Consider the following 22,642-nt stretch of genomic DNA (forward strand, 5'->3'; position numbering starts at 1 on the left):
GCGATGGACTGTTCCGTCGGGCACCGCCGCGGTTCAGTCGGCGCTCTTGGTCGCCGCGCCGGCCTTGAACAGCGGCAGCGGGTCGTAGGCGCCAGCCGCGGCGTAGATGCCGTAATGCAGGTGCGGCGGCGTGCCCTGCGCGTTGCCGGTGGTGCCGACGAAGCCCAGCGTGTCGCCGGGCTGCACGACCTGTCCGCTGGACAGGTCCGCCGCCCAATCGTCCAGGTGCGCGTAGTAGTGGCGCTCACGGCCTGGCCCGATCACCCACACCTGCTTGCCGCCAAGTCCGCCGTCGCGCACCGAGGCCACCACGCCTCGCGTCGCACTGAATACCGGGGTGCCACGCCTGGCGAAGATGTCCACGCCCTGGTGCGTGCGGTCGCTGCCGCGTGGCGCGCCGAAGGTGTCCGCGATCTGCCGCGTACGCACGCCCTGTACCGGCACCGGAAGTTCGACCGGTGGTGGTGCGCGCGCGATGTCCCACAGCATGCGGGCGGATGCCATGAACGGTCGTCCCCATGCCCAGACGAGCAGCATGGCGAAGGCCACCAGCCACAGCAGCGACCACGCGAGGCGTCGCAGGCGACGGGCGGCCGGTCGCATCGGGTGGATCAGGCCTGCGGCTGCGCGAGCTGGCGTTCCAGTTGCGCCTTCAGCGCGGGGGCCAGCTTCAGTTGTTTCGCCAGTTCATCCAGGTAGGCGCGCTCCATGAAGTTCTGCTCGTCGGCCACCATCAGGCTGGCCAGGTACATCTCGGAGGCGATCTCCGGCGTGCTGCCGGCGCGCGCTACTTCGGCCGGATCCAGCGGTTTCTCCAGTTCGGCCTGCATCCACTGCTGGAGGTCGGCATCGGTGCCGACACGGGAGAACTCGCCTTCGATCACCTCACGTTCGCGCGCGTCGATATGGCCGTCGGCCTTGGCGGCCGCGACCAGCGCCTTGAGGATGGCCTGGCTGTGCAGCTCCGCCTGCGGCGGCGGCAGGCGATCGACCGTCTGCGGCTGCGCGCCGGCGGCGAATCCGCCTTGCTGCTGCTTGTAGTCGCCGTACGCGCGATACGCCATCACGCCGATCGCGGCCAGACCACCGTACGTGGCCAGCTTGCGCGTGGTCTTGTTCTTGCCCAGCAGCAGGCCGAGTGCGCCGCCGCTGATCGCGCCCTTGCCGAAGTCGGCGTTGAGCACGCTGCCGCTGCCGCTGGAGGATTTCAGCAGATGGTCGAGAAAACCCTGGATCTTCATGCGTGGCGCACCTTGTGTTGGGGGACGATGGATTATCTGCGGTCGGCATGACCGCTTCGCAACCGTGACCGATGACATGCCCCAAAAAAAACGGGACGGCATGGCCGTCCCGTTCAGGTCACGCGAGGTGCGCAGCGATCAGGCCGCGGCGTCCTTCAGCTTCTTCAGCGGACGGACCTTGACCTTCACCGTGGCCGGCTTGGCGGCGAACCACTGCTCTTCCTTGGTGAACGGGTTGATGCCCTTGCGCTTCGGCTTGGCCGGCACGTTGACGGCCGTGATCTTCAGCAGGCCCGGCAGCGTGAAGGCACCGGCGCCCTTCTTGTTGACGGAAGCGTGCACGGCGCTTTCCAGCGAGGCGAGTACAGCGCGCACGTCCTTGGCGGCGACGGCGGTGGCTTCGGCGATGTGGGCGACGAGGCCCGACTTGCTCAGCGCTTCCTTGATCGGCTTCGGCGCGGCCGGCTTGGCGGCGGCCTTCGGTGCAGCTTTCTTGGCGGCCTTTTTCGGCGCGGCCTTCTTGGTGCTCTTTGCCATGTGTCCTGTCTCTACGGTCGAGTGGTTGGATAATCGGGCCGATCGCATCGGCAAGCGAAATGTAGGGCAAAGCCTTGGCGACGCCAAGAGCAGAATGGCACCAAAGCCGCTTTTTTTTCGCTTTTTTTCCGTTTTTCCGTCACCGCGCGTCGGAAATCACCGGTCGGCATGACGAAATCACCTCACGCACATGCATGGAAAGCGGCATCCGTCGCATGCCGCCGCGACCCGATGCCGCACCCCGGCGACGCTCAATCGTCGTCGTGCCGCGGCTTGTAGGCATCCACCAGTTTCTGCTGCACGCCGGGCGGTACGGGTTCGTAATGGCTGAAATCCAGGCGGTAGCGGCCCTGGCCAGCGGTCATGGATTTCAGTTCCGCCGCGTAGCCTTCCAGTTCCGCCAGCGGGACTTGCGCCTTCACCACGATCTCGCCCCGCACGGCATCGGTGCCATTGATGCGCGCACGCTTGCCGGCCAGGCTGCCGGTGATGTCGCCCACCTGCGTTTCGGGCACGGTGACTTCCAGGTCGACCACCGGCTCCAGCACCTGCGGCCGTGCCTTGGCGATGGCGTCGAGGAACGCCTTCTTGCCGGCGGCGACGAAGGCGACCTCCTTGCTGTCCACGGCGTGATGCTTGCCGTCGTGGACGACCACGCGGATGTCCTGCAGCGGGTAGCCGGCCACGGCGCCGCTGCCCAGCACCTGGCGGACGCCTTTTTCCACCGCCGGCAGGAATTGTCCGGGAATGGTGCCGCCTTTCACCTCGTCGACGAATTCGAAACCGGCGCCGCGCGGCAGCGGTTCGATGCGCAGCGCGACCTCGCCGAACTGCCCGGCACCGCCGGTCTGCTTCTTGTGGCGATGATGGCCTTCCGCCTTCGCGCCGATGGTCTCGCGGTAGGCGATGCGCGGCGGTCGCGTCTTCACGTCCACCCCGTGCCGATCCTTCAGCCGTTCCAGCATCACGCGCAGGTGCAGGTCGGACAGGCCGCGGATGACGGTTTCGTTCACCTCGGGCTGGTGTTCGACGATGAACGCGGGATCCTCCTCGGCCAGCTTCTGCAGCGCGATGGACAGCTTCTGCTCCTGGCCCTTGCTGGCGGCCTCGATCGCCAGCCCGAACATCGGCTTCGGGAAGGACACCGGCGCCAGGTGGATATGGTCCTCATCATGGCTGTCGTGCAGCACCGCATCGAAGTGCAGGTCGTCCACTTTGGCCACGGCGGCGATGTCACCGGGAATGGCCTGCTCGACTTCCACATGGTCCTTGCCCTTGAGCTTGAACAGGTGGCCGACCTTGAACGGTTTCTTGCCGTCGTCGACGAACAGTTGGGTGTCCTTCCTCAGCGTGCCCTGGTAGACGCGGAAGATACCCAGCTTGCCGACGAAGGGATCGTTGACGATCTTGAAGACGTCGGCGATGACATGCGCGCGTGGATCGGGGACGGCTTCTATCGGCTGCGGGCCGCTGCCGTTGGACTTCACGAACGGCGGCGGGTTGGCTTCGGCCGGGTTCGGGAACAGTCGCTCGGCGACGTCCAGCAGTTCCTTCACCCCGACGCCGGTGCGCGCGGAAGCAAAGCACACGGGCACCAGATGCCCTTCGCGCAGGCACTGCTCGAACGCATCGTGCAGTTCCTCGCCGGACAGGCCGCCTTCGCCCAGGTCGAGGTAGTGCTCCATCACCGTCTCGTTGATCTCGACCACCTGGTCGATGATCTGCTGGTGCCAAGCGGCGACGGCGCCGAGGTCGGAATCGCCGGTGGCACGCCAGAAGCAGTCGACCACCGCCTTGCCGTCCTGCGCGGGCAGGTTGAGCGGCAGCACTTCGGGGCCGAATTCCTCGCGCAGCGCCGCCAGTACGCCGGCGGCATCGGCGCCTTCGTGGTCGATCTTGTTGATGACGATGGCGCGGCAGAGGTTGCGTTCGCGGGCGCGTTCCATCAGGCGGCGGGTGCCGTGGGCCACGCCGGTGTCGGCATCGACCACGATCAGCGCGGTTTCCACCGCGGAGAGCGCCGACAGCGCCGGGCCACGGAATTCCGGGTAGCCGGGGGTGTCGATCAGGTTGACGTGCATACCGCCGTGGTCGGTGCTGGCGATGGCGGTGTCGATGGAATGGCCGCGGGTTTTCTCGATCGGATCGTGGTCCGACACGGTGGTGCCGCGTTCGATGGTGCCTGCCACCTGGAGGGCGCCGCCGGCATGCAGCAGGGCTTCGAACAACGTTGTTTTGCCGGCGCCGGGGTGGCCCGCCAGGGCCACGTTGCGGATCTGTTGCGTGCTGTACGACATGAGGCCGTTCCTCCCGAAGGTTGGGGTCGAAGGGCCGTCATGGCAGTCCGGGCTGAGCGCATCCCGTGAGCGTGGCGCTCGGCGGGCGGTCATGGCGGACGGCCAGCATCGGCATGCCGGCAGACGGGGTCAAGCCGCACTGCGGTACATGCCGTGAACCTCCACGGGTGTACCCTGCGCATCCCCTGACCCGATGGAGCACGATCATGGCTTTGAAGCGTTACGCGGATGCGGTGTGGAGCGGCGACCTGCAGTCCGGCAAGGGCAGTCTGAGCACGCCGCAGAGCGGCCTGTTCGAAGGGCAGAACTATTCCTTCAAGACGCGCTTCGGCGACGAGAAGGGCACCAACCCCGAAGAACTGCTGGCGGTGGCCCACGCGGGCTGCTTCACGATGGCGCTGTCGGCGGTGCTGGGCAAGGCCGGCTTCACCCCGGACAAGCTGCAGACGCGCGCCGAGGCGACGATGGAGCCGGGCATGGATCCGGGACCGACGATCACGGCGATCAAGCTGACGGTGTCGGCCAGCGTGCCGGGCATCAGCGCGGCGCAGTTCGAGGAGATCGCCCAGCAGGCGAAGGCCGGCTGCGTGATCTCGCGCGCCCTGTCGGTGCCGGTGTCGCTGGAGGCGACGCTGCTTTGACGGCAACCCGGGCCGCGTTGCTGGTGCATGGCGCCGGTGGCGGCGGCTGGGAGTGGAACCTGTGGCGCGGCGTGTTCGAGGCGGCGGATATCGCCGTCGTCGCGCCCGATCTGCAACTGGTGGCCGCGGGACTCGCGGCCACCGGCTTCGGCGACTACCTGCAGCAGGTGCGCGAGGCGTTGTCGGTGTTGCCACGGCCGCGTGTCGTGGTCGGCGCCAGCCTGGGTGGCCTGCTGGCGCTGCGCGTCGCTGATGCGGCCGATGCGGTGATCCTGGTGAATCCGTTGCCGCCTGCACCCTGGCATGCGGGCCTGGTCTCGCGTGCTTGGCCGGACATCGTCCCGTGGCATCGTCAAGCGCGCCTCGACGGCACGCGGCGCGCGCTGCCGGACACCGACGAGGCGACGGCCCTGTTCGCCTTCCGCCACTGGCGCGATGAATCCGGCGCGGTGCTGCGCCATGCCTACGCCGGCACTGCGGTCGAGCGCCCGGCGTGTCCGGTGCTGTTCGTGCTGTCGCAGGCGGATGACGACATCGCGCCGGTGATTACGTCGTCGATGGCGGCCGCATGGTCGTCTGAGGTGTTGCAAACGGTTTCTCCTTCCCATGTCGGGCCGCTGCTGGACCGGCACGCGCACGGGATCGCCGCGCAAGCTGTCGAGTGGCTAAACCGCGCGGGGCGCAACGGCTGAGTTCAGCCCGATTTCACCCGGTCGGGCCGAGCATGCAGCCACGCCACTCCGGCGTGGGGAGTACCCGACATGAAGCGTCTTTCCGTCGCCGTGATGGCCGTGGGCCTGCTGGCCAGCGGCGTGGCATCCGCGCAGACCTCGCAGCAGTACGGCACGTCCGACCGCTACGGCGATGACCCCTATTACGACTATGCGCGCGTGGTGCGTGTCGATCCCGTCATCGATGGCGGCTACCAGGACACGCGAAGCGCAGCGTCGCAACGGTGCTACTACCGCGATGCCGACGATGTGTACGCCCGCGACGGCTATCGCGACGATACCTACGGCAATCGCGGCTACGGCGACGTGTACGACAACGGGGACTATCGCGATGTCTACGGACAGGATCGCTACGGCGAGCGTCGCGTATACAGCGGCGGTACGGACACCGGCCGCACGATGGCCACGGTCATCGGTGGCATCGCCGGTGCGGTACTGGGTAGCAAGGTGGGCGATGGCAGTGGCCGCTATGTCGGCACGGCGGTCGGTTCCATGGTCGGCGGCATGGCCGGCCGTTCCATCTACGACAACGCCCGGCGCAACCGCCAGGTGCAGCGTGGCCAGGTCCGCGTCTGCGATCCGGAGCCGGTGAACGACAGCCGCTACGGGGGTGACTACTACGGTGACGGCCGCGTGTCCGGCTACGACGTGACCTATGAATATGGCGGCCGGACCTACCGCACGCGTACCGGTTACCACCCCGGCGACCGTATGCGTGTACGCGTGGACGTGCGCCCAGAATGATCTCCGCTTTGCGCGGACACCCGGGGCGGTAGGCAGGGCACTGCCGCGAGAGGGGCCGCAAGGCCCCTTTTTTGTTGGCGTTGCCGTTGTGCGCGTCACCACGCATAGTCCTGCGCTGGATCAACACGGGAGTGCGGCATGCGGCGTCTGGCATGGGGGATGGGTGGATTGCTGGTGTGTGCGGGCGCCGTGCAGGCGCAGGTGCAGGTGATCACGGCGGCACGCGTGCACACCTCCGATCCCGCCAACCCGGTCGTGGAAGCGATGGCCTGGGATGCGCAGGGACGCATCCTCGCCGTCGGAGGCGCGAGGGAACTGCAGGCACGCTATCCGGATGCCACGCGCATCGACGTGGCCGGCAAGACGGTGATTCCCGGGTTGATCGACGCGCACGGCCACGTCATGGGTCTGGGCTATGCGCTGATGCGCGCCGATCTGGTGGATGCGCAGGACAAGAATGAAGTGATCGCGCGGCTGCGCGCCTTCGAAAAGCAGTTGCCGCCAAACGCGTGGTTGCTCGGCGGCGGCTGGGACCAGAACGACTGGCCGGGCAAGATGTTTCCCAGCGCAGCTGATCTCGATGCCGCATTCCCCGATCGTCCGGTCTGGCTCGAGCGCGTCGACGGTCATGCCGGCTGGGCGAACAGTGCCGCCTTGCGTGCGGTGGTGACGAAGGCGCCGCGTCCGCTGGACGGCGACTGGCAACCGGACGGTGGGCGTATCGAACGTGTCGATGGCAAGCCGAGCGGGGTGTTCGTCGATGCGGCGATGGCGCTGGTCAACGCCGTGGTGCCGGCACCCGACGCGGCATATCGCCGGCAGGCGCTGGAAAAGGCCACGCAGGCCGCCGTGCGCAATGGCCTGACCGGCGTCCACGACATGGGCGTGTCGCGCGAGGACCTGGCGCTGATGAAACAGTTCGCCGACGAAGGCCGCCTGCCGTTGCGCATCGATGCCTATGCGGACGGCGATGGCGCCGCGTTGGCGGATCTGTGCGCGCAGGGTCCGTACCGCCATGCCGGCGGTCGCCTGCAGATGACGGGCGTGAAGCTGTATGCCGACGGTGCGCTGGGCAGCCGCGGCGCGGCCTTGCTGGAGGACTACAGCGACGATCCCGGCAACCGCGGCCTGCTGGTCACCGAGCCGGCGGCATTAGAGTCGGCGATGCGCAAGGCTCGCGGTTGCCGTGTGCAGGTGGCGACGCACGCGATCGGCGACCGCGGCAACAAGCTGGTGCTGGATGCCTACCAGCGCGTGCTGGGCGATACCGCAAAGACCGATCACCGTTGGCGCATCGAACATGCGCAGGTGGTGGCGCCGGAGGAGTTTCCACGCTTCGCGTCGCTCGGCGTGATTGCCTCGATGCAGCCGACGCACGCCACCTCCGACATGCCGTGGGCACAGGATCGGCTGGGGCCGGTGCGCATCCGCGGCGCCTATGCCTGGCAGCGCCTGCAGGGGAGTGGCGTGAAGCTGGCACTGGGTTCCGACTTCCCCGTGGAATCGGTCGATCCGCGTCGTGGCCTGCATGCGGCGGTGACACGACAGGATGGCGAGGACCGTCCCGACGGCGGCTGGATGCCGGACCAGCGGTTGAGTGCTGCCGAGGCCTTGCGCGGTTTCACCGTGGACGCTGCGTGGGCCGCGCATGACGAAGCCGAGGTGGGCCGGCTCGCGCCGGGTCTGCGCGCGGATTTCGTCATCCTCGACGAAGACCCGCTGGCGATTCCGGGCGAACAGCTCGACGAGCTGCATGTCCGTTCGACCTGGGTCGACGGCAAGCCGGTTTACGAAGCGGAGTAGTAGTCACGCGCGCCCAACAGGGCGCGCGCATTAAGTCACCAGTCGATCTCGCCGGTGACGATGGTGCGCACGTGGCCGCCGGACCACACGTCACCGGCGTCGTCCACGCGCAACTGCAGGCGCGCGTCGTAGCCGACTTCGCGGCCCTGGCTGACGATGTAGCGACCATCGCGGCCGGGCAGTGCATCGCGCGACGCCAGCCAAGCAGCCAGCGTCGCGTTGGCGGCACCGGAGGCGGCATCCTCGAACGCCGCGGGTGCGCCGACGAAGGCGCGCACCGCGAGGTCGTAATCCTGTGCCGGCGTACGCGCGTAGGCGCAGACACCCATGCTTTCGGTGGCTTTGGCGAGGGCGCTGATGGCGTCCCAGTCCGGTGTTGTGCCTCGCAGGGTGGCTTCGTCGCGCACCTCGGCCAACCACCAGCGGCGACCGCCATCCATCAGCGCGGGCGGCAGTTCGCCGGCCGGCAGATGGGCGAGGGCTGCACGCAGCACATCATCTGAAGCCGGGTCACCGATCTTCACGACGTGGGCGCGCGGCGTACGCACGGCGATGGTGCGGGTGGCGCCGTCGCCCTCCACGCGCAACGGCAGTACGCCAACCGCACCTTCCTGCATCACTATGCCGTCGACGGGCGAGGCAAGGCCGGCATCGAGCACGACATGCGCGGTGCCCACGCTGGGATGGCCGGCGAACGGCACTTCGCGTCGGGGACTGAACATGCGCACGGCGTAGCTCGCGCCCGGCTGCGTGGGGGCGAACACGAAGGTGGTTTCCGGCAGGCGAGTCCAGCGGGCGATGGCCTGCATGGCGGCGTCATCGAGTCCGGCGGCGTCGAGCACGACGGCCAGCGGATTGCCGGCGCCAGGGCGATCGGCGAACACGTCCAGCTGGACGTAGCGGCGGAGGGTCATGGGGGTGTTGTCGCGTGGGGGCCGCGCAGCTTACCAAGTCGCGAGTCAGACTCACCCCGTGCGGATGACCGCGGCTGGCTCCGAGGGAGCGTGGCGCGTTCGTTGCATGCGGTACGGTCCGGTCGGGCCCGGGAGCTTGGGCTAGAATCAACGGTTCACGCCCGAACGGTTCGGGCATCCCTCCCCATTCTATCCATGCCCTCCGCCACCCCCGCGTCTGATCGTTGGATCGTCCTCAAGTTCGGCGGCACGTCCGTGTCGCGTCGCCACCGCTGGAACACGATTGGCACGCTGGCGAAGAAACGCGCGGATGAGGGCGAGGCCCGCATCCTGGTGGTGGTGTCGGCGCTGTCCGGGGTGACCAACGAACTGACCGCGATCGCCGATGGCGCCGCGGACAGTGCCGAACGGGTGGCGATGCTGGAGCAGCGTCACCGCGAGTTCCTCGCGGAACTGGAACTCGATGCCGATGCCGTGCTGGGCGACCGCCTCGCCGCACTGCGCAACCTGCTGACCGATGCGCGCGCCGCGAGCCGCACGCTGGACTGGCAGGCCGAGGTGCTGGGGCAGGGCGAACTGCTCTCATCGACGATCGGCGTCGCTTACCTGCGCGCGCAGGGCCTGGACTTCGGCTGGGTCGATGCGCGTCACTGGCTGCAGGCCAACTTCCTGCCCAACCAAAGCCCGTGGGCGCAGCGGCTGTCCGTGTCGTGCAACACCGCGCCCGACCAGGACTGGCGCCGCGCTTTTGCCGGCCAAGCGAGCCGGATGCTGCTGACGCAGGGGTTCATCTCGCGCCATGCCGATGGTGGCACCGCCATCCTCGGTCGCGGCGGCTCGGACACCTCGGCCGCCTACTTCGGCGCCCTGCTGGGCGCGCAGCGCGTGGAAATCTGGACCGACGTGCCCGGCATGTTCAGCGCCAACCCGCGCGAGGTGCCCGACGCACGCCTGCTGACACGCCTGGACTACTACGAGGCGCAGGAAATCGCGACCACCGGCGCGAAGGTACTGCATCCGCGTTCGATCAAGCCCTGCCGCGACGCCGGCGTGGCGATGGCGATCCTCGACACCGAGCGCCCGGAGCTGCCGGGTACCACCATCGACGGCACGGCGCTGACCGTGCCGGGCGTGAAGGCGGTCAGCCGCCGCAACGGCATCGTGCTGGTGTCGATGGAAGGCATCGGCATGTGGCAGCAGGTCGGCTTCCTGGCTGACGTGTTTGCGCGCTTCAAGAAGCACGGGTTGTCGGTGGACCTGATCGGTTCGTCGGAGACCAACGTCACCGTGTCGCTGGACCCCAGCGAGAACCTGGTCAATACCGATGTGCTGGCGGCGCTGTCGGCGGACCTTGCGGAGATCTGCCGGGTCAAGGTGATCGCGCCGTGCACGGCGATCACCCTGGTCGGCCGCGGCATGCGTTCGCTGTTGCACAAGCTGTCGGACGTGTGGGCGATGTTCGGGCGCGAGCGCGTGCACCTGATCTCGCAGTCGTCCAACGACCTCAACCTGACCTTCGTCATCGACGAGGCCGACGCCGACGGCATGCTGCCGCTGTTGCACGAGGCGTTGATCGACAGCGGTGCGATGCCGGCCGACGAGGCCAGTGTGTTCGGGCCGAGCTGGCGCGAGATCAACGGTGCGGTCCGTCAGCGTGGCGTGCGCTGGTGGAGCGCTGCGGCTGCGCGCGAACGCTTGCTGTCGCTGGCGCAGGCCGGTACCACGCGTTATGTCTACGATCTCGACATCGTGCGTGCCCGTGCCCGCGCATTGGCCGCCATCTCGGCAGTGGATCGCCGTTTCTTTGCGATCAAGGCCAATTCCCATCCAGCCATCCTGCGTGCCCTGGTGGAGGAAGGATTCGGCCTGGAATGCGTGTCGCGTGGCGAGCTGGAACACGTGTTCGCGGTGGCGCCGTCGCTGCCGATGGAGTGCGTGCTGTTCACGCCCAGCTTCGCGCCGCGTGCCGAGTACGCCTTCGCGCTGGAGCGCGGGATCAACGTCACCCTCGACAACGTCGAGGCGCTGCAGCAGTGGCCGGAGGTATTCCGTGGTCGTCGACTGTGGTTGCGCGTTGACCTGGGGCGCGGCGATGGCCACCACGACAAGGTGAAGACGGGCGGCAAGACTTCGAAGTTCGGCCTGCCGCTGGCCAAGCTGGACGACTTCCTCGCTGCCGCGCGGTTGCTGGACACGCGCATCGTCGGCCTGCACGCGCACCTGGGCAGCGGCGTGGAAAGCGCGCAGCACTGGAACCAGATCGCCGACGAACTCGGTGGACTGGCCGACCAGATCGGCACCATCGAAACCATTGATATCGGCGGCGGCCTGCCGATTCCCTACGCCGAGGGCGACGAGCCGTTCGATCTGGCGGCGTGGGGCGAAGGCCTGGCCGCAATCAAGGCGGCTTATCCCGCCTACCAGCTTGTCATCGAACCGGGTCGCTACCTGGTCGCCGAGTCGGGTGTCCTGCTGGCGCACGTCACGCAGGTCGTCGAGAAGCTCGGCATCCGCCGTGTCGGCAGCGATGCCGGCATGCACACGCTGATCCGCCCGGCGCTGTACGACGCCTGGCACGATGTGGCCAACCTGTCGCGGCTGGACGATGCCGAGCAGGAGCCGTTCGACGTGGTCGGCCCGATCTGCGAGTCGAGCGACATCTTCGGCAAGCGCCGCAAGCTGCCATCTGCGACGGCAGAGGGCGACGTACTGCTGTTCTCCGACGCCGGCGCTTACGGTTACGTGATGGCCAGTCATTACAATCTGCGCGGCCTGCCCGACGAGGACATCATTGAGGGCGTCGTCGGCGATGCGGCGGGCTGACGCGACACTGGTTGTTTACTGTATTGCCTGCCATAGAGGGCGGGCGGCTTCTTCCTTGGACTACGCATGACGACGTTCGACAAATCCAGCATCCGTACCTTCCGTTTCGTGCGCTGTTCCTTCGAGGCGGACAGCGGCGTGGCGAGGCTGGTCTACGCCTTCGACGACGGCCCGGAGCTGACGGAAACGGTGACCATCCCGGGCGCGCCGTTCACCCTGGACGCCACCCGCGCGCAGGCCGTCGAGCAGGCCGTGCGGCTGCTGCACCTGATCACCGGCGTCAGCTACTACAAGGCCGCGGTGCCGAACGAGATCCGCATCGACGGCTATGCCATCGACGCAGCGACGGCGGTGCTGATCGAGCAGGTCTACGTGCATGGCCTGGGCGAATTCGCCTACCGTAACGGCCTGAGCCTGCACGGCCGCGTGCGCTTCCCGGTCGCTGCGCCCGCGCAAGCGGCCGCGCCTGCTGCGGGACTGCACGAGCACGCGCTGGTCGCCATCGGCGGCGGCAAGGATTCGCTGGTCAGCATCGAGGCTTTGCGTGGCGCGGGGGTCGACCAGACGGTGACGTGGGTCGGTGGCTCGCAGCTGATCGCGGCGTGTGCGGCGCGCACTGGCTTGCCGACGCTCAACATCGGCCGCGCGCTGGCGCCGGAGCTGTTCGACTACAACCGGCAGGGGGCGTGGAACGGCCATATCCCGGTCACCGCGATCAACTCGGCGATCATGGTGTTGGCGGCGCTGCTGCACGGCGTGGACCAGGTGGTGTTCTCCAACGAGCGCTCGGCCAGCTACGGCAGCATGATTCCCGGCACCGGCGAAGTGAACCACCAGTGGTCGAAGGGGTGGGCCTTCGAGCAGGCCTTCGGCGCGTACGTGCAATCGCATGTGGCTGCCGACCTGCACTATTACTCGCTGCTGCGCCCGCTGTCGGAACTGGCGGTGGCGCGGCAGTTCGCGCGCACGGATCACTACGACGCGCACTTCTCCAGCTGCAACCGCAACTTCCATCTGCTCGGCGAGCGCCCGACCAACCGCTGGTGCGGCGTGTGCCCGAAGTGCCACTTCGTGTTCCTGGCGCTGGCGCCGTTCATGCCCAAGCCGCGGCTGGTCGGCATTTTTGGCCGCAACCTGCTGGATGACACGAACCAGACGGGCGGCTTCGATGCACTGTTGGAGTACCAAGACCACAAGCCGTTCGAATGCGTCGGCGAAGGCCAGGAGTCGCGTGCGGCGATGGCGACGCTCGGCGACCGCCCGGAATGGCGCGAGGACGCGATCGTCGCGCGGTTCAACCAGGAGATCCGCCCGCAACTCGACGCCGCCGAACTGGCAGTGGCGCCGTTGCTGGAGATCGGTGGTGAGCACCGCGTTCCCGCCGCGCTGTGGGAGCGACTGCGTGCGAATTTCGCAGCTTGATGACAAACGCGTCGCCCTGTGGGGCTGGGGTCGCGAAGGCCGCGCCGCGTATCACGCGGTCCGGTCGTACCTCGCTTCGTTGCCGCTGACGCTGTTCTGCAGTGACGCAGAAGCGGTCGACGCCGCTGCGCTGGGCGACGCGCATCTTTCCATCGAAACCCAGGCGACGGCGGAACGGTTGTCCGCCTTCGAGATCGTCATCAAGTCGCCGGGCATCAGCCCCAATAGCCCGGCGGCGCAGTCGGCGGCGGCATCGGGGACACGTTTCATCGGCGGTACCGGCCTGTGGTTCGCCGAACATGCAGGCGACAATGGCGTCGTGCTGCATACGTTCTGCGTCACCGGCACCAAGGGCAAGAGCACGACCACGTCGTTGCTGGCGCACCTGCTGCGCGCGTCGGGGCGTCGCACGGCCCTGGTCGGCAACATCGGCGTGCCGCTGCTGGAGGTGCTGGATCCGCAACCGGCGCCGGAAGCGTGGGCGATCGAGCTGTCGAGCTACCAGACCGGCGATGTCGCGGCGAGCGGTGCGCATCCCGATGTGGCTGTCGTACTGAACCTGTTCCCCGAACATCTGGATTGGCACGGCAGCGAGACGCGTTACATCGAGGACAAGCTGAAACTGGTCACCGACGCGCACCCGCGCATCGCCGTACTCAATGCGGCGGATCCGAGACTGGCTGCACTCGACCTGCCGCACAGCGAGATCCACTGGTTCAACCGGGCGGATGGCTGGCACCTGCGCGAGGATGACCTGTATCGCGGCGACCTGTTCGTCATGGACACGCGTCCGTTGCCGCTGCCGGGTCGCCACAACCGCAGCAATCTCTGTGCGGTGCTGACCGCAATGGAAGCGACGGGCATCGACGCATTGCCGCTGGCGGCACATGCGCAGTCGTTCCGTCCGCTGCCGAACCGGCTGCAGGCCATGGGCACGCGTGACGGCATCACCTGGGTCAACGACTCCATCAGCACCACGCCGCACGCCACGCTGGCGGCGCTCGACTGTTTTGCCGGGCGGCGTATCGCGCTGCTGGTCGGCGGCCATGATCGTGGCGTGGACTGGTCGGAGTTCGCCGCGCACATGCGTGCCCACGCCCCACATGCGATCGTCACGATGGGCGCCAACGGGCCCCGCATCCACGCGCTGTTGGCTGAAGTGGCTGGCGAAGGTGGATTCGTGCTGCACGCCGCGGTGACGCTCCCCGAGGCCGTCGCGGCCGCCCGCGCGTCGCTGGACGGCGAGGGCGTGGTGCTGCTGTCTCCGGGTGCGCCGAGTTTCGGCCAGTACAAGGACTATGTCGCGCGCGGGCGTCATTTCGCCGAACTGGTGGGCTTCGATCCGGACGACATCACGGCGATTCCCGGCCTGGGTATCGCCTGACGCCACCCGCCACCGCTGACGCAAGCGTCCGGTCTTACACTCGGCAGGTCCCCAACGAGGAGCCTGCCATGCACCACCGCCTGTTGCTGCCCTGTCTGCTGTCCCTGCTATGGTCGCCCGCGCTGCTCGCGGCGCCCGTCGCCAAACCGGTCGAATGGAAGATCGGGGGAGATACGTTCTCCGGCTACCTCGTCTACGAGGACAGTGTGAAGACGCCGCGCCCGGGCCTGGTGATGGTGCCGAACTGGAAGGGCGTCAACGACTCGGCGATCGAGAAGGCGCATCTCGTCGCCGGCGACGACTACGTGGTGCTGGTCGCCGATGTCTACGGCAAGGGCATCCGGCCGAAGACCGATGCCGAGGCCGGCCCGGTCGCCACCGCGATGCGTGCCGACCGTCCGAAACTGCGGGCGCGAGTCCAGAAGGCTATCGAGGTACTGAAGCAGCAGCCCGCCACGCTGGTGGACCGGGCGCGCATCGGTGCGTTCGGCTACTGCTTCGGCGGTAGCACGGTGCTGGAACTGGTGCGTGCCGGCGATGCGCTGGCGGGGGTAGTCAGCCTGCATGGTGGACTGGCGACCGATCTTCCCGCGGCCGGGCCTGTGAAGACGCCGTTACTGGTGCTCAACGGTGGCGACGACACCTACGTGTCGGCCGCGGAAATCACTGCGTTCCAGGACGAGATGCGCAAGGCGGGCGCAGACTGGCAGTTCGTGAACTTCAGCGGTGCCGTGCATTGCTTCGCCGAATCCGACGCCCAGAATCCGCCGGGCTGCGTCTACCACGAACGTTCCGCCAGGCGTGCCTACCGGATGATGGCGGACTTCTTCGTCGAGGTGTTCGCGAAGTGATGCGATGGAGCGCGGGTCAGTGCCCGCGCTCGACCGCGTAGCGCGCCAGGCCGCGCAGGGCGGCGAGGGCATTGGATTCGGGCAGGCCCTCGAGGGCCTGCTCGGCCTGCGTGGCGTAGTGGTGGGCGCGCTCGCGGCTGTAGTCGAGTCCGCCGGTCGCGCGGATCGCGGCGAGCACCTCGGGCATGGCGCCCGCATCGCCTTCCTGCACGATGGTGCGCAGGCGACCCGCCGCCGCAGTGCCGGAGTGGCGGATGGCGTGGATCAGTGGCAGCGTGGCCTTGCCTTCGGCCAGGTCGTCGCCGAGGTTCTTGCCCAGCGCCTCGGCGTCCGCGGTGTAGTCGAGCACGTCATCGGCGATCTGGAAGGCGTAGCCCAACGCCATGCCGTAGTCGTAGAGCTTCTGCGGGATGTCTCCGCTCGCGCCCGACGCCATCGCGCCGAGCTGCGTGCCGGCGGCGAACAGGACGGCCGTCTTGCGCTCGATCACGCGCAGGTAGGCGGCTTCGTCGGTGTCGGGATTGTGGACATGCAGCAGCTGCAGCACCTCGCCCTCGGCGATGCGGTTGGTGGTGTCGGCCAGCAGGCGCATCACGTCCATGCGGTCCAGTTCCACCATCAGCTGGAAGCTGCGCGAATAGAGGAAGTCGCCGACCAGCACGCTGGGTGCGTTGCCCCATAGCGCATTCGCCGTACTGCGGCCGCGGCGCAGGTCGGATTCGTCCACCACATCGTCATGCAGCAGGGTGGAGGTGTGGATGAATTCGATAATCGCCGCCAGCTGGTGGTGGTCCGGCGTGGTCGGTCCACAGGCCTGACCCGCCAGCACCACCAGCATCGGCCGCAGGCGCTTGCCGCCGGCGGAGATGATGTGGTCGGCAATCTGGTTGATCAGCACCACGTCCGAGGCCAGCCGGGCCCGAATCAGGGTGTCGACGGCGGCCATGTCGGCCTGCGCAAGCGACTGGATGCCGGGAAGGGCCAGGGTAGGGCGGGGGGATTCGACGACAGGCATGGGACGATCGGCCGGAAAGTCCATGAATTATAGGCGCTCGTGGGCGGCAATGCCCTACATGTGAGCTGGGCGAACGCCGATGGCGGGGGGCACGACGGGTATACTCCACTGGTCTTTGCCCGCGTCTGGCGGGCATCCCTGAACGGATATCGATATGGCCCGCGGCATCAACAAAGTCATCCTCGTCGGCAACCTCGGCAACGATCCCGAAACCCGCTACACGCAGGGTGGCATGGCGATCACCCGGATCAGTCTGGCCACCACCAGCGTGCGCAAGGACAAGGACGGCAACCAGCAGGAACGCACTGAATGGCACCGCGTGGTGTTCTTCGGCAAGCTCGGCGAGATCGCCGGCGAGTACCTGCGCAAGGGCAGCTCGGTGTACGTCGAAGGCTCGCTGCGCTACGACAAGTACACCGGCCAGGACGGGCAGGAGAAGTCTTCCACCGACATCATCGCCGACGAGATGCAGATGCTCGGTGGCCGTGAAGGTGGCGGTGGCGGCTCCAGTGGCGGTGATCGCCCGGCCCGCGCGCCGCGTCAGGACTACGGCAACCAGGGTGGCGGTGGCGGTCAACGTCGCCAGGCGCCGGCACCCTCATCGCAGCCGGCACCGATGGACGATTTCGCGGATGACGACATCCCATTTTGATCGTGATGTTGTTGCAGCGAAATTGAAACAATCAGCATTGATTTAAAGGAGCAGTACATGCCGACATGGCTTGTGACCGGCGGCGCCGGGTTCATCGGCGGCAACTTCGTGCTGCGTGCAGTTGCACGTGGTGTGAAGGTGGTCAATCTGGACGCGCTGACGTACGCGGGGAATCTCGATACGTTGATTTCGGTGCAGGACAACGCCCTGCACGTATTCGCGAAAGGTGACATTGGAGATCGTGAGCTGGTGGCGCGCCTCCTGGCGGAGCATCAGCCCGATGCGGTGGTCAACTTCGCCGCAGAGAGTCACGTCGATCGTTCCATCGACGGGCCGGGTGCCTTCATCCAGACCAATGTGGTAGGCACGCTTGGCTTGCTCGAAGCTACGCGCGACTACTGGAAGGCGCTGGATGGTACGCGCCGCGATCAGTTCCGCTTCCTGCACGTGTCGACCGATGAGGTCTACGGGTCACTGGGGGATACCGGGCAGTTCACTGAAACGACACCGTATGCGCCCAATTCGCCTTACTCGGCCTCCAAGGCGGCCTCTGATCACTTGGTGCGCGCGTTTCACCACACCTATGGCCTGCCGGTCCTGACGACCAACTGCTCCAATAATTATGGTCCGTATCACTTCCCCGAGAAGCTGATCCCGCTGGTCATCGCGCGTGCGCTGGCGGGCGAGCCACTACCGGTATACGGCGACGGCAAGAACGTTCGCGACTGGCTGTTCGTCGGCGACCATTGCAGCGCGATCCGCACGGTGCTTGAGAAGGGACGGGTCGGCGAAACCTACAACGTGGGCGGTAATGCTGAGAAGCAGAACATCGAGGTCGTGCATACGATCTGCGCACTGCTCGACGAGCGAGTGCCGCGGGCTGACGGGCAGCCGCGTAGCAGCCAGATCACGTACGTCACCGATCGGCCGGGCCATGATCGACGTTATGCGATCGACGCATCCAAGCTGAAGAATGAGCTGGGCTGGGAGCCGGAGTACACCTTCGATCAAGGCATTGCAGAAACGGTCGACTGGTATCTGTCCAATCAGGATTGGGTGAAACGAGTTCTGGATGGCAGTTATCGCCTGGAACGCATCGGTACTACCGCGTAAGGAAGCAGGAAGACCATGACGACGCGCAAGGGCATCATTCTCGCCGGCGGTTCCGGCACCCGCCTGTATCCGCTGACGCAGGCCATCAGCAAGCAGCTGCTGCCGGTCTACGACAAGCCGATGATCTACTACCCGCTCAGCGTGCTGATGCTGGCGGGCATCCGCGAAGTGCTTGTCATCAACACGCCGCATGAGCAGGCTTTGTTCAAGGCGCTACTGGGTGACGGGTCCCAATGGGGCATGGATATCCAGTATGCCGTGCAGCCCAGCCCGGATGGGTTGGCGCAGGCCTACCTGATCGGTCGGGATTTCGTGGACGGGAAGCCTAGCTGCCTGGTGCTGGGCGACAACATTTTCTACGGGCATGGGTTCACGGAGCAGTTGCGGCGATCAGACGCGCGTACTGAAGGTGCCACCGTGTTCGGTTACTGGGTCAATGATCCAGAGCGTTACGGCGTGGCGGAATTCGATAGCGAAGGTCGGGTTGTGGGTATCGAGGAAAAGCCCGAAAAACCACGCTCGAACTATGCGGTTACAGGGCTTTATTTCTATGATGGCCTTGCCAGCGAGTATGCGTCGGAGTTGAAGCCATCGCCTCGTGGCGAGCTAGAGATCACCGACCTCAATCGTCGATACCTTGAAGACGGCACGCTGCATCTGGAGCCGTTGGGTCGAGGCCATGCATGGCTCGACACGGGAACGCACCAGTCGTTGCTCGAAGCGTCGAATTTCATCGAAACGATCGAGGCGCGGCAGGGATTGCGTGTTTGCTGTCCTGAAGAAATCGCCTTTGGTAACGGCTGGATCGATGCCGCTCAACTTGAGAAGCTGGCGGCGCCATTGGCTAAGAATGGCTACGGTCAGTATTTGCTTTCGCTTGCCAAGCGAGGTTTCGTGCGATGAAAGTCATTGAAACCAAGCTGCCCGGCTGCGTCGTCATCGAGCCTGCGGTATTCGGCGATGAACGCGGTTTTTTCTTCGAAACCTGGAACGCGGACAGGTTTGGTCAACATGGCCTGCCGACGAAGTTCGTCCAGAGCAACGTCTCCTCATCGTCCCGCGGAGTACTGCGGGGCCTTCATTACCAATGGCCCAATCCGCAGGGCAAGCTGGTCAGCGTGCTGGAGGGCGAGGTCTACGACGTGGCCGTCGACATCCGCCGTGGCTCGCCGACCTTTGGTGGTTGGGAAGCGGTGATTCTCAGTGCGGAGAACAAGCGACAGCTCTGGATTCCGGAAGGATTCGCGCACGGCTTCGCGGTACTTTCCGAACGTGCGATCTTCAGTTACCTCTGCACGGCACAGTACGACAAGGCCGCGGACGCCGGCGTCCGTTGGGACGATCCGTCGATTGGTATCGACTGGCCGGTAACTGCGCCTCTGCTGTCGGGCAAGGACGAGGCAGCTCCACTTCTGGCTGACATCGCGCGGGACCGGCTACCGACGTACGAACCATGACGATCCTCCTGTTGGGCGCCAACGGCCAAGTCGGCAATGAACTGCGGCGAAGCTTGGCACCGTTGGGCAATGTCGTGTGCACGACGCGTTCCGGTGAGTTGCCGGACGGCGAACACTGCGAAGTCGCCAGTTTCGATCAGCCAGAAGCGCTTGCCGAACTGGTCGCACGCATTGCACCTGCCGTGGTCGTCAATGCCGCCGCTTACACGGCGGTCGACAAGGCGGAGGACGATGAAGCGGCAGCATTCCGTGCGAATGCTGAGGCGCCGGGAGTGCTGGCGCGTGCCTGCGCTGCTCGACATATCCCGTTCGTGCATTACTCGACCGATTACGTATTTGATGGGCAGGGTTCCCGCCCTTACCGCGAAGACGACGAGACAGCGCCGCTCGGGGTCTATGGCGCAAGCAAGCTGGCGGGAGAAGATGCGGTGCGCGCGGCGGGTGGTAACCATCTGATCCTGCGCACGGCATGGGTCTATGGCGCGCATGGGCACAACTTCCTGCGTACCATGTTGCGGCTTGGCGCCGAGCGTGACGAACTCCGCGTGGTGGCCGATCAGGCAGGTACGCCGACGCCGGCTTATCTCATTGCGGAGGTCACCGCGAGATTGCTTGGGCACCCCGAGGGGCCTCGTGGAACGTTTCATTTGACGGCGGCTGGCGAGGCGACCTGGCATGCGTTCGCGGAAGCGATCGTCACCCAAGGCGTTGACTGTGGTCTGCTGACGAAGGCGCCACGCGTGGTGCCTATCGCGACCGCTGATTTTCCCACGCGTGCGCAGCGACCCGCCTATTCCCGCCTGGGTACAGGCAAGCTGGAGCGGGCACTCGGCACGTCCATGCCCCATTGGCGAGCAGGGCTGGAGCGCGTGCTGCACCGGATGACGGCGGCCTGACGGCGCCAGCCAGCGTGCGGTAGTCCGTGTCCCCCGTTGGTTATCGGCTTCCCGGGCCGATTGCGGACGCTCCGTCCGCAGGCTATGGTCGCTCATTCAAGGAGCCTTCTGGGGGAAGGATATGCGTAAGCATGGGGTTGGTTGGGTGCTGGCAGCTTGCCTGCTGCTGTCGCCGGCGATGGCTGTTGCCCAGGTCGATGTGGGCAACTTCATTCGCAAGGACAAGTTCGAAGCGATCAAGATCTCGCCGACCGGCGAGTACCTGGCGGCGACCGTGCCGATGGAGGATCGTACGGTGCTGGCGATCATGCGGCGGTCCGACAACAAGCTGACCGGCACGTTCGCACTGGGCAAGAATTCGCACGTATCGAACTTCTGGTGGGTCAATCCGGCGCGGGTGATCGTGTCGGTTTCGGAGAAATTCGGCCAGTTGGACCAGCCACTGGGAACAGGCGAACTGTTTGCCATCGACGCTGACGGTGGCAAGGCGACCGTCCTGGTCGGCTTCCGCATCGGCAATCAGCAGACCGGCAGCAACATCCAGCAGAAAACGTCCGAGCAGGTGCATGCCTTCCTGGTGGATTCCCTGCGTGCGGATGACAAGACCGTCGTCGTGTCGATCTGGCCATGGGGGAGCGATCCTTTCACGCGGGCGGAGCGCATGGATGTCTACAGCGGACGTCGGACGCCTCTTGCGCGCGCGCCCGTTCGCAATGCGGATTTCACGACCGACAATGCGGGCGACGTGCGTTTTGCGTATGGCGCTGGCGTCGACAATTCGCGGAAGCTCTACTACCGCGATGGCAAGGGTGACGACTGGCGCCTGATCAACGATGAAAGTGTCAGCGATCAGGCAGAACATCCGCTCGGATTCAATCGGGACCAGTCCATCGCCTACCTGCAGGTCGAGAAATCATCCGGCTCGGACGTGATCGTCGCGTGGAATGTTGCGACTGGAGAGAGGAAGGAATTGCTGCGCAACGCCAATGTCGATCCAGACGACATCATCTTTTCGCAGGATGGCGACATGGTGCCGGTCGGGGCGGTTTACCGGGACGGAAAGCCGGTAACCAAGTTCTTCAGTGACGAGGTGCCGGAAGCACGTCTGTATCGAAGCCTGGAGGCCGCGTTCCCTGGCCAAACGATATCCGTCACGTCGCGTACCAAGGACGGGAAGCTTGCTTTGGTGCAGGTCAGTTCCGACCGGAATCCCGGCGACTTCTATCTTTTCAACGTCGACGCCAAGAAATTGGATTACTTGCTAAGTCGACGCGATTGGCTGGAGCCCGATGAGATGGCGACCATGACGCCGGTGCAACTCAAGGCACGCGACGGAACGGACCTTCATGGTTTTCTGACGATGCCAAAGGGCGCATCCGGCAAGCACATGCCAATGGTGGTGGTGCCACATGGTGGCCCGTTCGGCATTCGTGACGAGTGGGAGTTTGATCCCCAGACGCAGATGCTGGCGAGCGCAGGGTACGCGGTCCTCCAGATCAACTTCCGCGGATCGGGTGGATACGGCCGTGCGTTTCGCCAAGCCGGCGCCAGACAGTGGGGGCAGGCGATGCAGGACGACGTCACCGATGCCACGCGATGGGCAATCCAGCAGGGAGTGGCCGACGCAGCTCGGATCTGTATCTATGGCGCGAGCTACGGCGCTTACGCGGCACTCATGGGGGTGGCCAAAGAGCCTGGCCTTTATAAATGTGCGGCAGGTTACGTAGGTGTCTACGATCTGCCCATGATGCATACGCGCGGAGACATCCAGCGTAGGGGTTCGGGTGAAACCTATCTCAACGAGTGGATCGGACCCCGCAGTACGCTGGGGGCGGTATCGCCGGTCAACATGGCCGATCGCATCAAGGTGCCGGTGTTTCTCGCGGCGGGGGGCGAGGATGAGCGGGCGCCGGTCCAGCACACCGAACTGATGGAGCGTAGGCTGAAGGCCGCAGGCGTGCCGGTCGAGACGCTTTACAAGAAGACAGAGGGTCACGGCTTCTACAAGCCGGAGAACCAGCAGGAGTACTACACGCGGCTGCTCGCCTTCTTCAACCGGCATCTCGGCGGCGCGACGGCGAAATAGTCCAGCCACGCGTGTCCTGCCAAGCAACGGCGCCT

Annotated in this window: 20 protein-coding genes; 14 read left to right on the forward strand and 6 right to left on the reverse strand. The window is 66.1% G+C overall.

Features of this window, described 5'->3' with window-relative positions:
* Positions 1–33 precede the first annotated feature (33 nt).
* The 4 genes from AX730_RS01985 to fusA form a co-directional block, all read right to left on the reverse strand.
* Positions 34–603, reverse strand: coding sequence for a M23 family metallopeptidase (locus AX730_RS01985; protein WP_062351163.1), 570 nt, complete (start codon positions 601–603; stop codon positions 34–36).
* 8 nt (positions 604–611) lie between these two features.
* Positions 612–1,241 carry a tellurite resistance TerB family protein gene (locus AX730_RS01990; RefSeq protein WP_062351166.1) on the reverse strand — a complete coding sequence of 210 codons (630 nt, stop codon included), beginning with the start codon at positions 1,239–1,241 and terminating at the stop codon, positions 612–614.
* A 138-nt stretch (positions 1,242–1,379) separates the two neighbouring features.
* Positions 1,380–1,778: an HU family DNA-binding protein gene (locus tag AX730_RS01995; protein WP_062351169.1), complete on the reverse strand. Its 399-nt coding sequence runs from the start codon at positions 1,776–1,778 to the stop codon at positions 1,380–1,382.
* A 251-nt stretch (positions 1,779–2,029) separates the two neighbouring features.
* Positions 2,030–4,075: an elongation factor G gene (fusA, locus tag AX730_RS02000; RefSeq protein WP_062351172.1), complete on the reverse strand. Its 2,046-nt coding sequence runs from the start codon at positions 4,073–4,075 to the stop codon at positions 2,030–2,032.
* A 206-nt stretch (positions 4,076–4,281) separates the two neighbouring features.
* Here fusA and AX730_RS19085 point away from each other — a divergent pair, with 206 nt between their 5' ends.
* The 4 genes from AX730_RS19085 (at position 4,282) to AX730_RS02020 (ending at position 7,994) form a co-directional block, all read left to right on the forward strand.
* Positions 4,282–4,716 carry an OsmC family protein gene (locus AX730_RS19085; RefSeq protein WP_062351175.1) on the forward strand — a complete coding sequence of 145 codons (435 nt, stop codon included), beginning with the start codon at positions 4,282–4,284 and terminating at the stop codon, positions 4,714–4,716.
* Positions 4,713–5,408, forward strand: a complete 696-nt coding sequence (locus AX730_RS19090) for an alpha/beta hydrolase (RefSeq protein ID WP_198146978.1) — start codon at positions 4,713–4,715, stop codon at positions 5,406–5,408. Before AX730_RS19085 ends, AX730_RS19090 begins: the two co-directional genes overlap by 4 nt.
* A 69-nt stretch (positions 5,409–5,477) precedes the next feature.
* A complete protein-coding gene (locus AX730_RS02015) occupies positions 5,478–6,191 on the forward strand; it encodes a glycine zipper 2TM domain-containing protein (protein ID WP_062351183.1) in 714 nt (237 codons plus the stop codon).
* A gap of 138 nt (positions 6,192–6,329) precedes the next feature.
* A complete protein-coding gene (locus AX730_RS02020; protein ID WP_062351186.1) occupies positions 6,330–7,994 on the forward strand; it encodes an amidohydrolase in 1,665 nt (554 codons plus the stop codon).
* A 35-nt stretch (positions 7,995–8,029) separates the two neighbouring features.
* Here the strand turns inward: AX730_RS02020 and AX730_RS02025 are convergent, their stop codons facing one another.
* Complete coding sequence (locus tag AX730_RS02025; RefSeq protein ID WP_062351189.1) at positions 8,030–8,908, reverse strand: PhzF family phenazine biosynthesis protein; 879 nt, start codon at positions 8,906–8,908, stop codon at positions 8,030–8,032.
* A gap of 195 nt (positions 8,909–9,103) precedes the next feature.
* On the opposite strand from AX730_RS02025, the gene AX730_RS02030 reads away from it, so the two are divergent.
* The 4 genes from AX730_RS02030 to AX730_RS02045 all read left to right on the forward strand — a co-directional run bounded on the left by AX730_RS02030 (position 9,104) and on the right by AX730_RS02045 (position 15,388).
* On the forward strand, positions 9,104–11,731 hold the full coding sequence (locus tag AX730_RS02030) for a bifunctional aspartate kinase/diaminopimelate decarboxylase (RefSeq protein ID WP_062351193.1): 2,628 nt from the start codon (positions 9,104–9,106) through the stop codon (positions 11,729–11,731).
* A gap of 66 nt (positions 11,732–11,797) precedes the next feature.
* Entirely contained in the window at positions 11,798–13,153 is a 1,356-nt protein-coding gene (gene murL, locus AX730_RS02035; protein ID WP_062351195.1) for a UDP-N-acetyl-alpha-D-muramoyl-L-alanyl-L-glutamate epimerase, read from the forward strand.
* Complete coding sequence (murD, locus tag AX730_RS02040) at positions 13,134–14,537, forward strand: UDP-N-acetylmuramoyl-L-alanine--D-glutamate ligase (RefSeq protein WP_062351200.1); 1,404 nt, start codon at positions 13,134–13,136, stop codon at positions 14,535–14,537. Before murL ends, murD begins: the two co-directional genes overlap by 20 nt.
* A 68-nt stretch (positions 14,538–14,605) precedes the next feature.
* Entirely contained in the window at positions 14,606–15,388 is a 783-nt protein-coding gene (locus AX730_RS02045; RefSeq protein WP_062351206.1) for a dienelactone hydrolase family protein, read from the forward strand.
* A 16-nt stretch (positions 15,389–15,404) separates the two neighbouring features.
* Here the strand turns inward: AX730_RS02045 and AX730_RS02050 are convergent, their stop codons facing one another.
* On the reverse strand, positions 15,405–16,403 hold the full coding sequence (locus AX730_RS02050) for a polyprenyl synthetase family protein (RefSeq protein WP_062351262.1): 999 nt from the start codon (positions 16,401–16,403) through the stop codon (positions 15,405–15,407).
* Between the two features lie 154 nt (positions 16,404–16,557).
* On the opposite strand from AX730_RS02050, the gene AX730_RS02055 reads away from it, so the two are divergent.
* The 6 genes from AX730_RS02055 to AX730_RS02080 all read left to right on the forward strand — a co-directional run bounded on the left by AX730_RS02055 (position 16,558) and on the right by AX730_RS02080 (position 22,607).
* Positions 16,558–17,055, forward strand: a complete 498-nt coding sequence (locus AX730_RS02055; RefSeq protein WP_062351210.1) for a single-stranded DNA-binding protein — start codon at positions 16,558–16,560, stop codon at positions 17,053–17,055.
* Between the two features lie 57 nt (positions 17,056–17,112).
* Positions 17,113–18,168, forward strand: coding sequence for a dTDP-glucose 4,6-dehydratase (gene rfbB, locus AX730_RS02060; protein WP_062351212.1), 1,056 nt, complete (start codon positions 17,113–17,115; stop codon positions 18,166–18,168).
* A gap of 15 nt (positions 18,169–18,183) precedes the next feature.
* Positions 18,184–19,071, forward strand: a complete 888-nt coding sequence (gene rfbA, locus AX730_RS02065) for a glucose-1-phosphate thymidylyltransferase RfbA (protein WP_062351213.1) — start codon at positions 18,184–18,186, stop codon at positions 19,069–19,071.
* A complete protein-coding gene (gene rfbC / locus AX730_RS02070; RefSeq protein WP_062351221.1) occupies positions 19,068–19,625 on the forward strand; it encodes a dTDP-4-dehydrorhamnose 3,5-epimerase in 558 nt (185 codons plus the stop codon). The genes rfbA and rfbC overlap by 4 nt, the downstream gene beginning before the upstream one ends.
* Positions 19,622–20,521: a dTDP-4-dehydrorhamnose reductase gene (gene rfbD / locus AX730_RS02075; RefSeq protein WP_062351223.1), complete on the forward strand. Its 900-nt coding sequence runs from the start codon at positions 19,622–19,624 to the stop codon at positions 20,519–20,521. The genes rfbC and rfbD overlap by 4 nt, the downstream gene beginning before the upstream one ends.
* A 121-nt stretch (positions 20,522–20,642) precedes the next feature.
* Positions 20,643–22,607, forward strand: a complete 1,965-nt coding sequence (locus AX730_RS02080) for an alpha/beta hydrolase family protein (RefSeq protein WP_083537648.1) — start codon at positions 20,643–20,645, stop codon at positions 22,605–22,607.
* The last annotated feature ends 35 nt before the right edge of the window (positions 22,608–22,642 follow it).

The organism is Pseudoxanthomonas mexicana (genome assembly GCF_001556105.1).
Lineage (GTDB): Bacteria > Pseudomonadota > Gammaproteobacteria > Xanthomonadales > Xanthomonadaceae > Pseudoxanthomonas_A > Pseudoxanthomonas_A mexicana_A.

Coding starts and splice junctions, on each gene's coding strand:
- AX730_RS01985 (WP_062351163.1), bottom strand. CDS start 603: ATGCGACCGGCCGCCCGTCGCCTGCGACGCCTCGCGTGGTCGCTGCTG.
- AX730_RS01990 (WP_062351166.1), bottom strand. CDS start 1,241: ATGAAGATCCAGGGTTTTCTCGACCATCTGCTGAAATCCTCCAGCGGC.
- AX730_RS01995 (WP_062351169.1), bottom strand. CDS start 1,778: ATGGCAAAGAGCACCAAGAAGGCCGCGCCGAAAAAGGCCGCCAAGAAA.
- fusA (WP_062351172.1), bottom strand. CDS start 4,075: ATGTCGTACAGCACGCAACAGATCCGCAACGTGGCCCTGGCGGGCCAC.
- AX730_RS19085 (WP_062351175.1), top strand. CDS start 4,282: ATGGCTTTGAAGCGTTACGCGGATGCGGTGTGGAGCGGCGACCTGCAG.
- AX730_RS02015 (WP_062351183.1), top strand. CDS start 5,478: ATGAAGCGTCTTTCCGTCGCCGTGATGGCCGTGGGCCTGCTGGCCAGC.
- AX730_RS02020 (WP_062351186.1), top strand. CDS start 6,330: ATGCGGCGTCTGGCATGGGGGATGGGTGGATTGCTGGTGTGTGCGGGC.
- AX730_RS02025 (WP_062351189.1), bottom strand. CDS start 8,908: ATGACCCTCCGCCGCTACGTCCAGCTGGACGTGTTCGCCGATCGCCCT.
- AX730_RS02030 (WP_062351193.1), top strand. CDS start 9,104: ATGCCCTCCGCCACCCCCGCGTCTGATCGTTGGATCGTCCTCAAGTTC.
- murL (WP_062351195.1), top strand. CDS start 11,798: ATGACGACGTTCGACAAATCCAGCATCCGTACCTTCCGTTTCGTGCGC.
- AX730_RS02045 (WP_062351206.1), top strand. CDS start 14,606: ATGCACCACCGCCTGTTGCTGCCCTGTCTGCTGTCCCTGCTATGGTCG.
- AX730_RS02050 (WP_062351262.1), bottom strand. CDS start 16,403: ATGCCTGTCGTCGAATCCCCCCGCCCTACCCTGGCCCTTCCCGGCATC.
- AX730_RS02055 (WP_062351210.1), top strand. CDS start 16,558: ATGGCCCGCGGCATCAACAAAGTCATCCTCGTCGGCAACCTCGGCAAC.
- rfbB (WP_062351212.1), top strand. CDS start 17,113: ATGCCGACATGGCTTGTGACCGGCGGCGCCGGGTTCATCGGCGGCAAC.
- rfbA (WP_062351213.1), top strand. CDS start 18,184: ATGACGACGCGCAAGGGCATCATTCTCGCCGGCGGTTCCGGCACCCGC.
- rfbC (WP_062351221.1), top strand. CDS start 19,068: ATGAAAGTCATTGAAACCAAGCTGCCCGGCTGCGTCGTCATCGAGCCT.
- rfbD (WP_062351223.1), top strand. CDS start 19,622: ATGACGATCCTCCTGTTGGGCGCCAACGGCCAAGTCGGCAATGAACTG.
- AX730_RS02080 (WP_083537648.1), top strand. CDS start 20,643: ATGCGTAAGCATGGGGTTGGTTGGGTGCTGGCAGCTTGCCTGCTGCTG.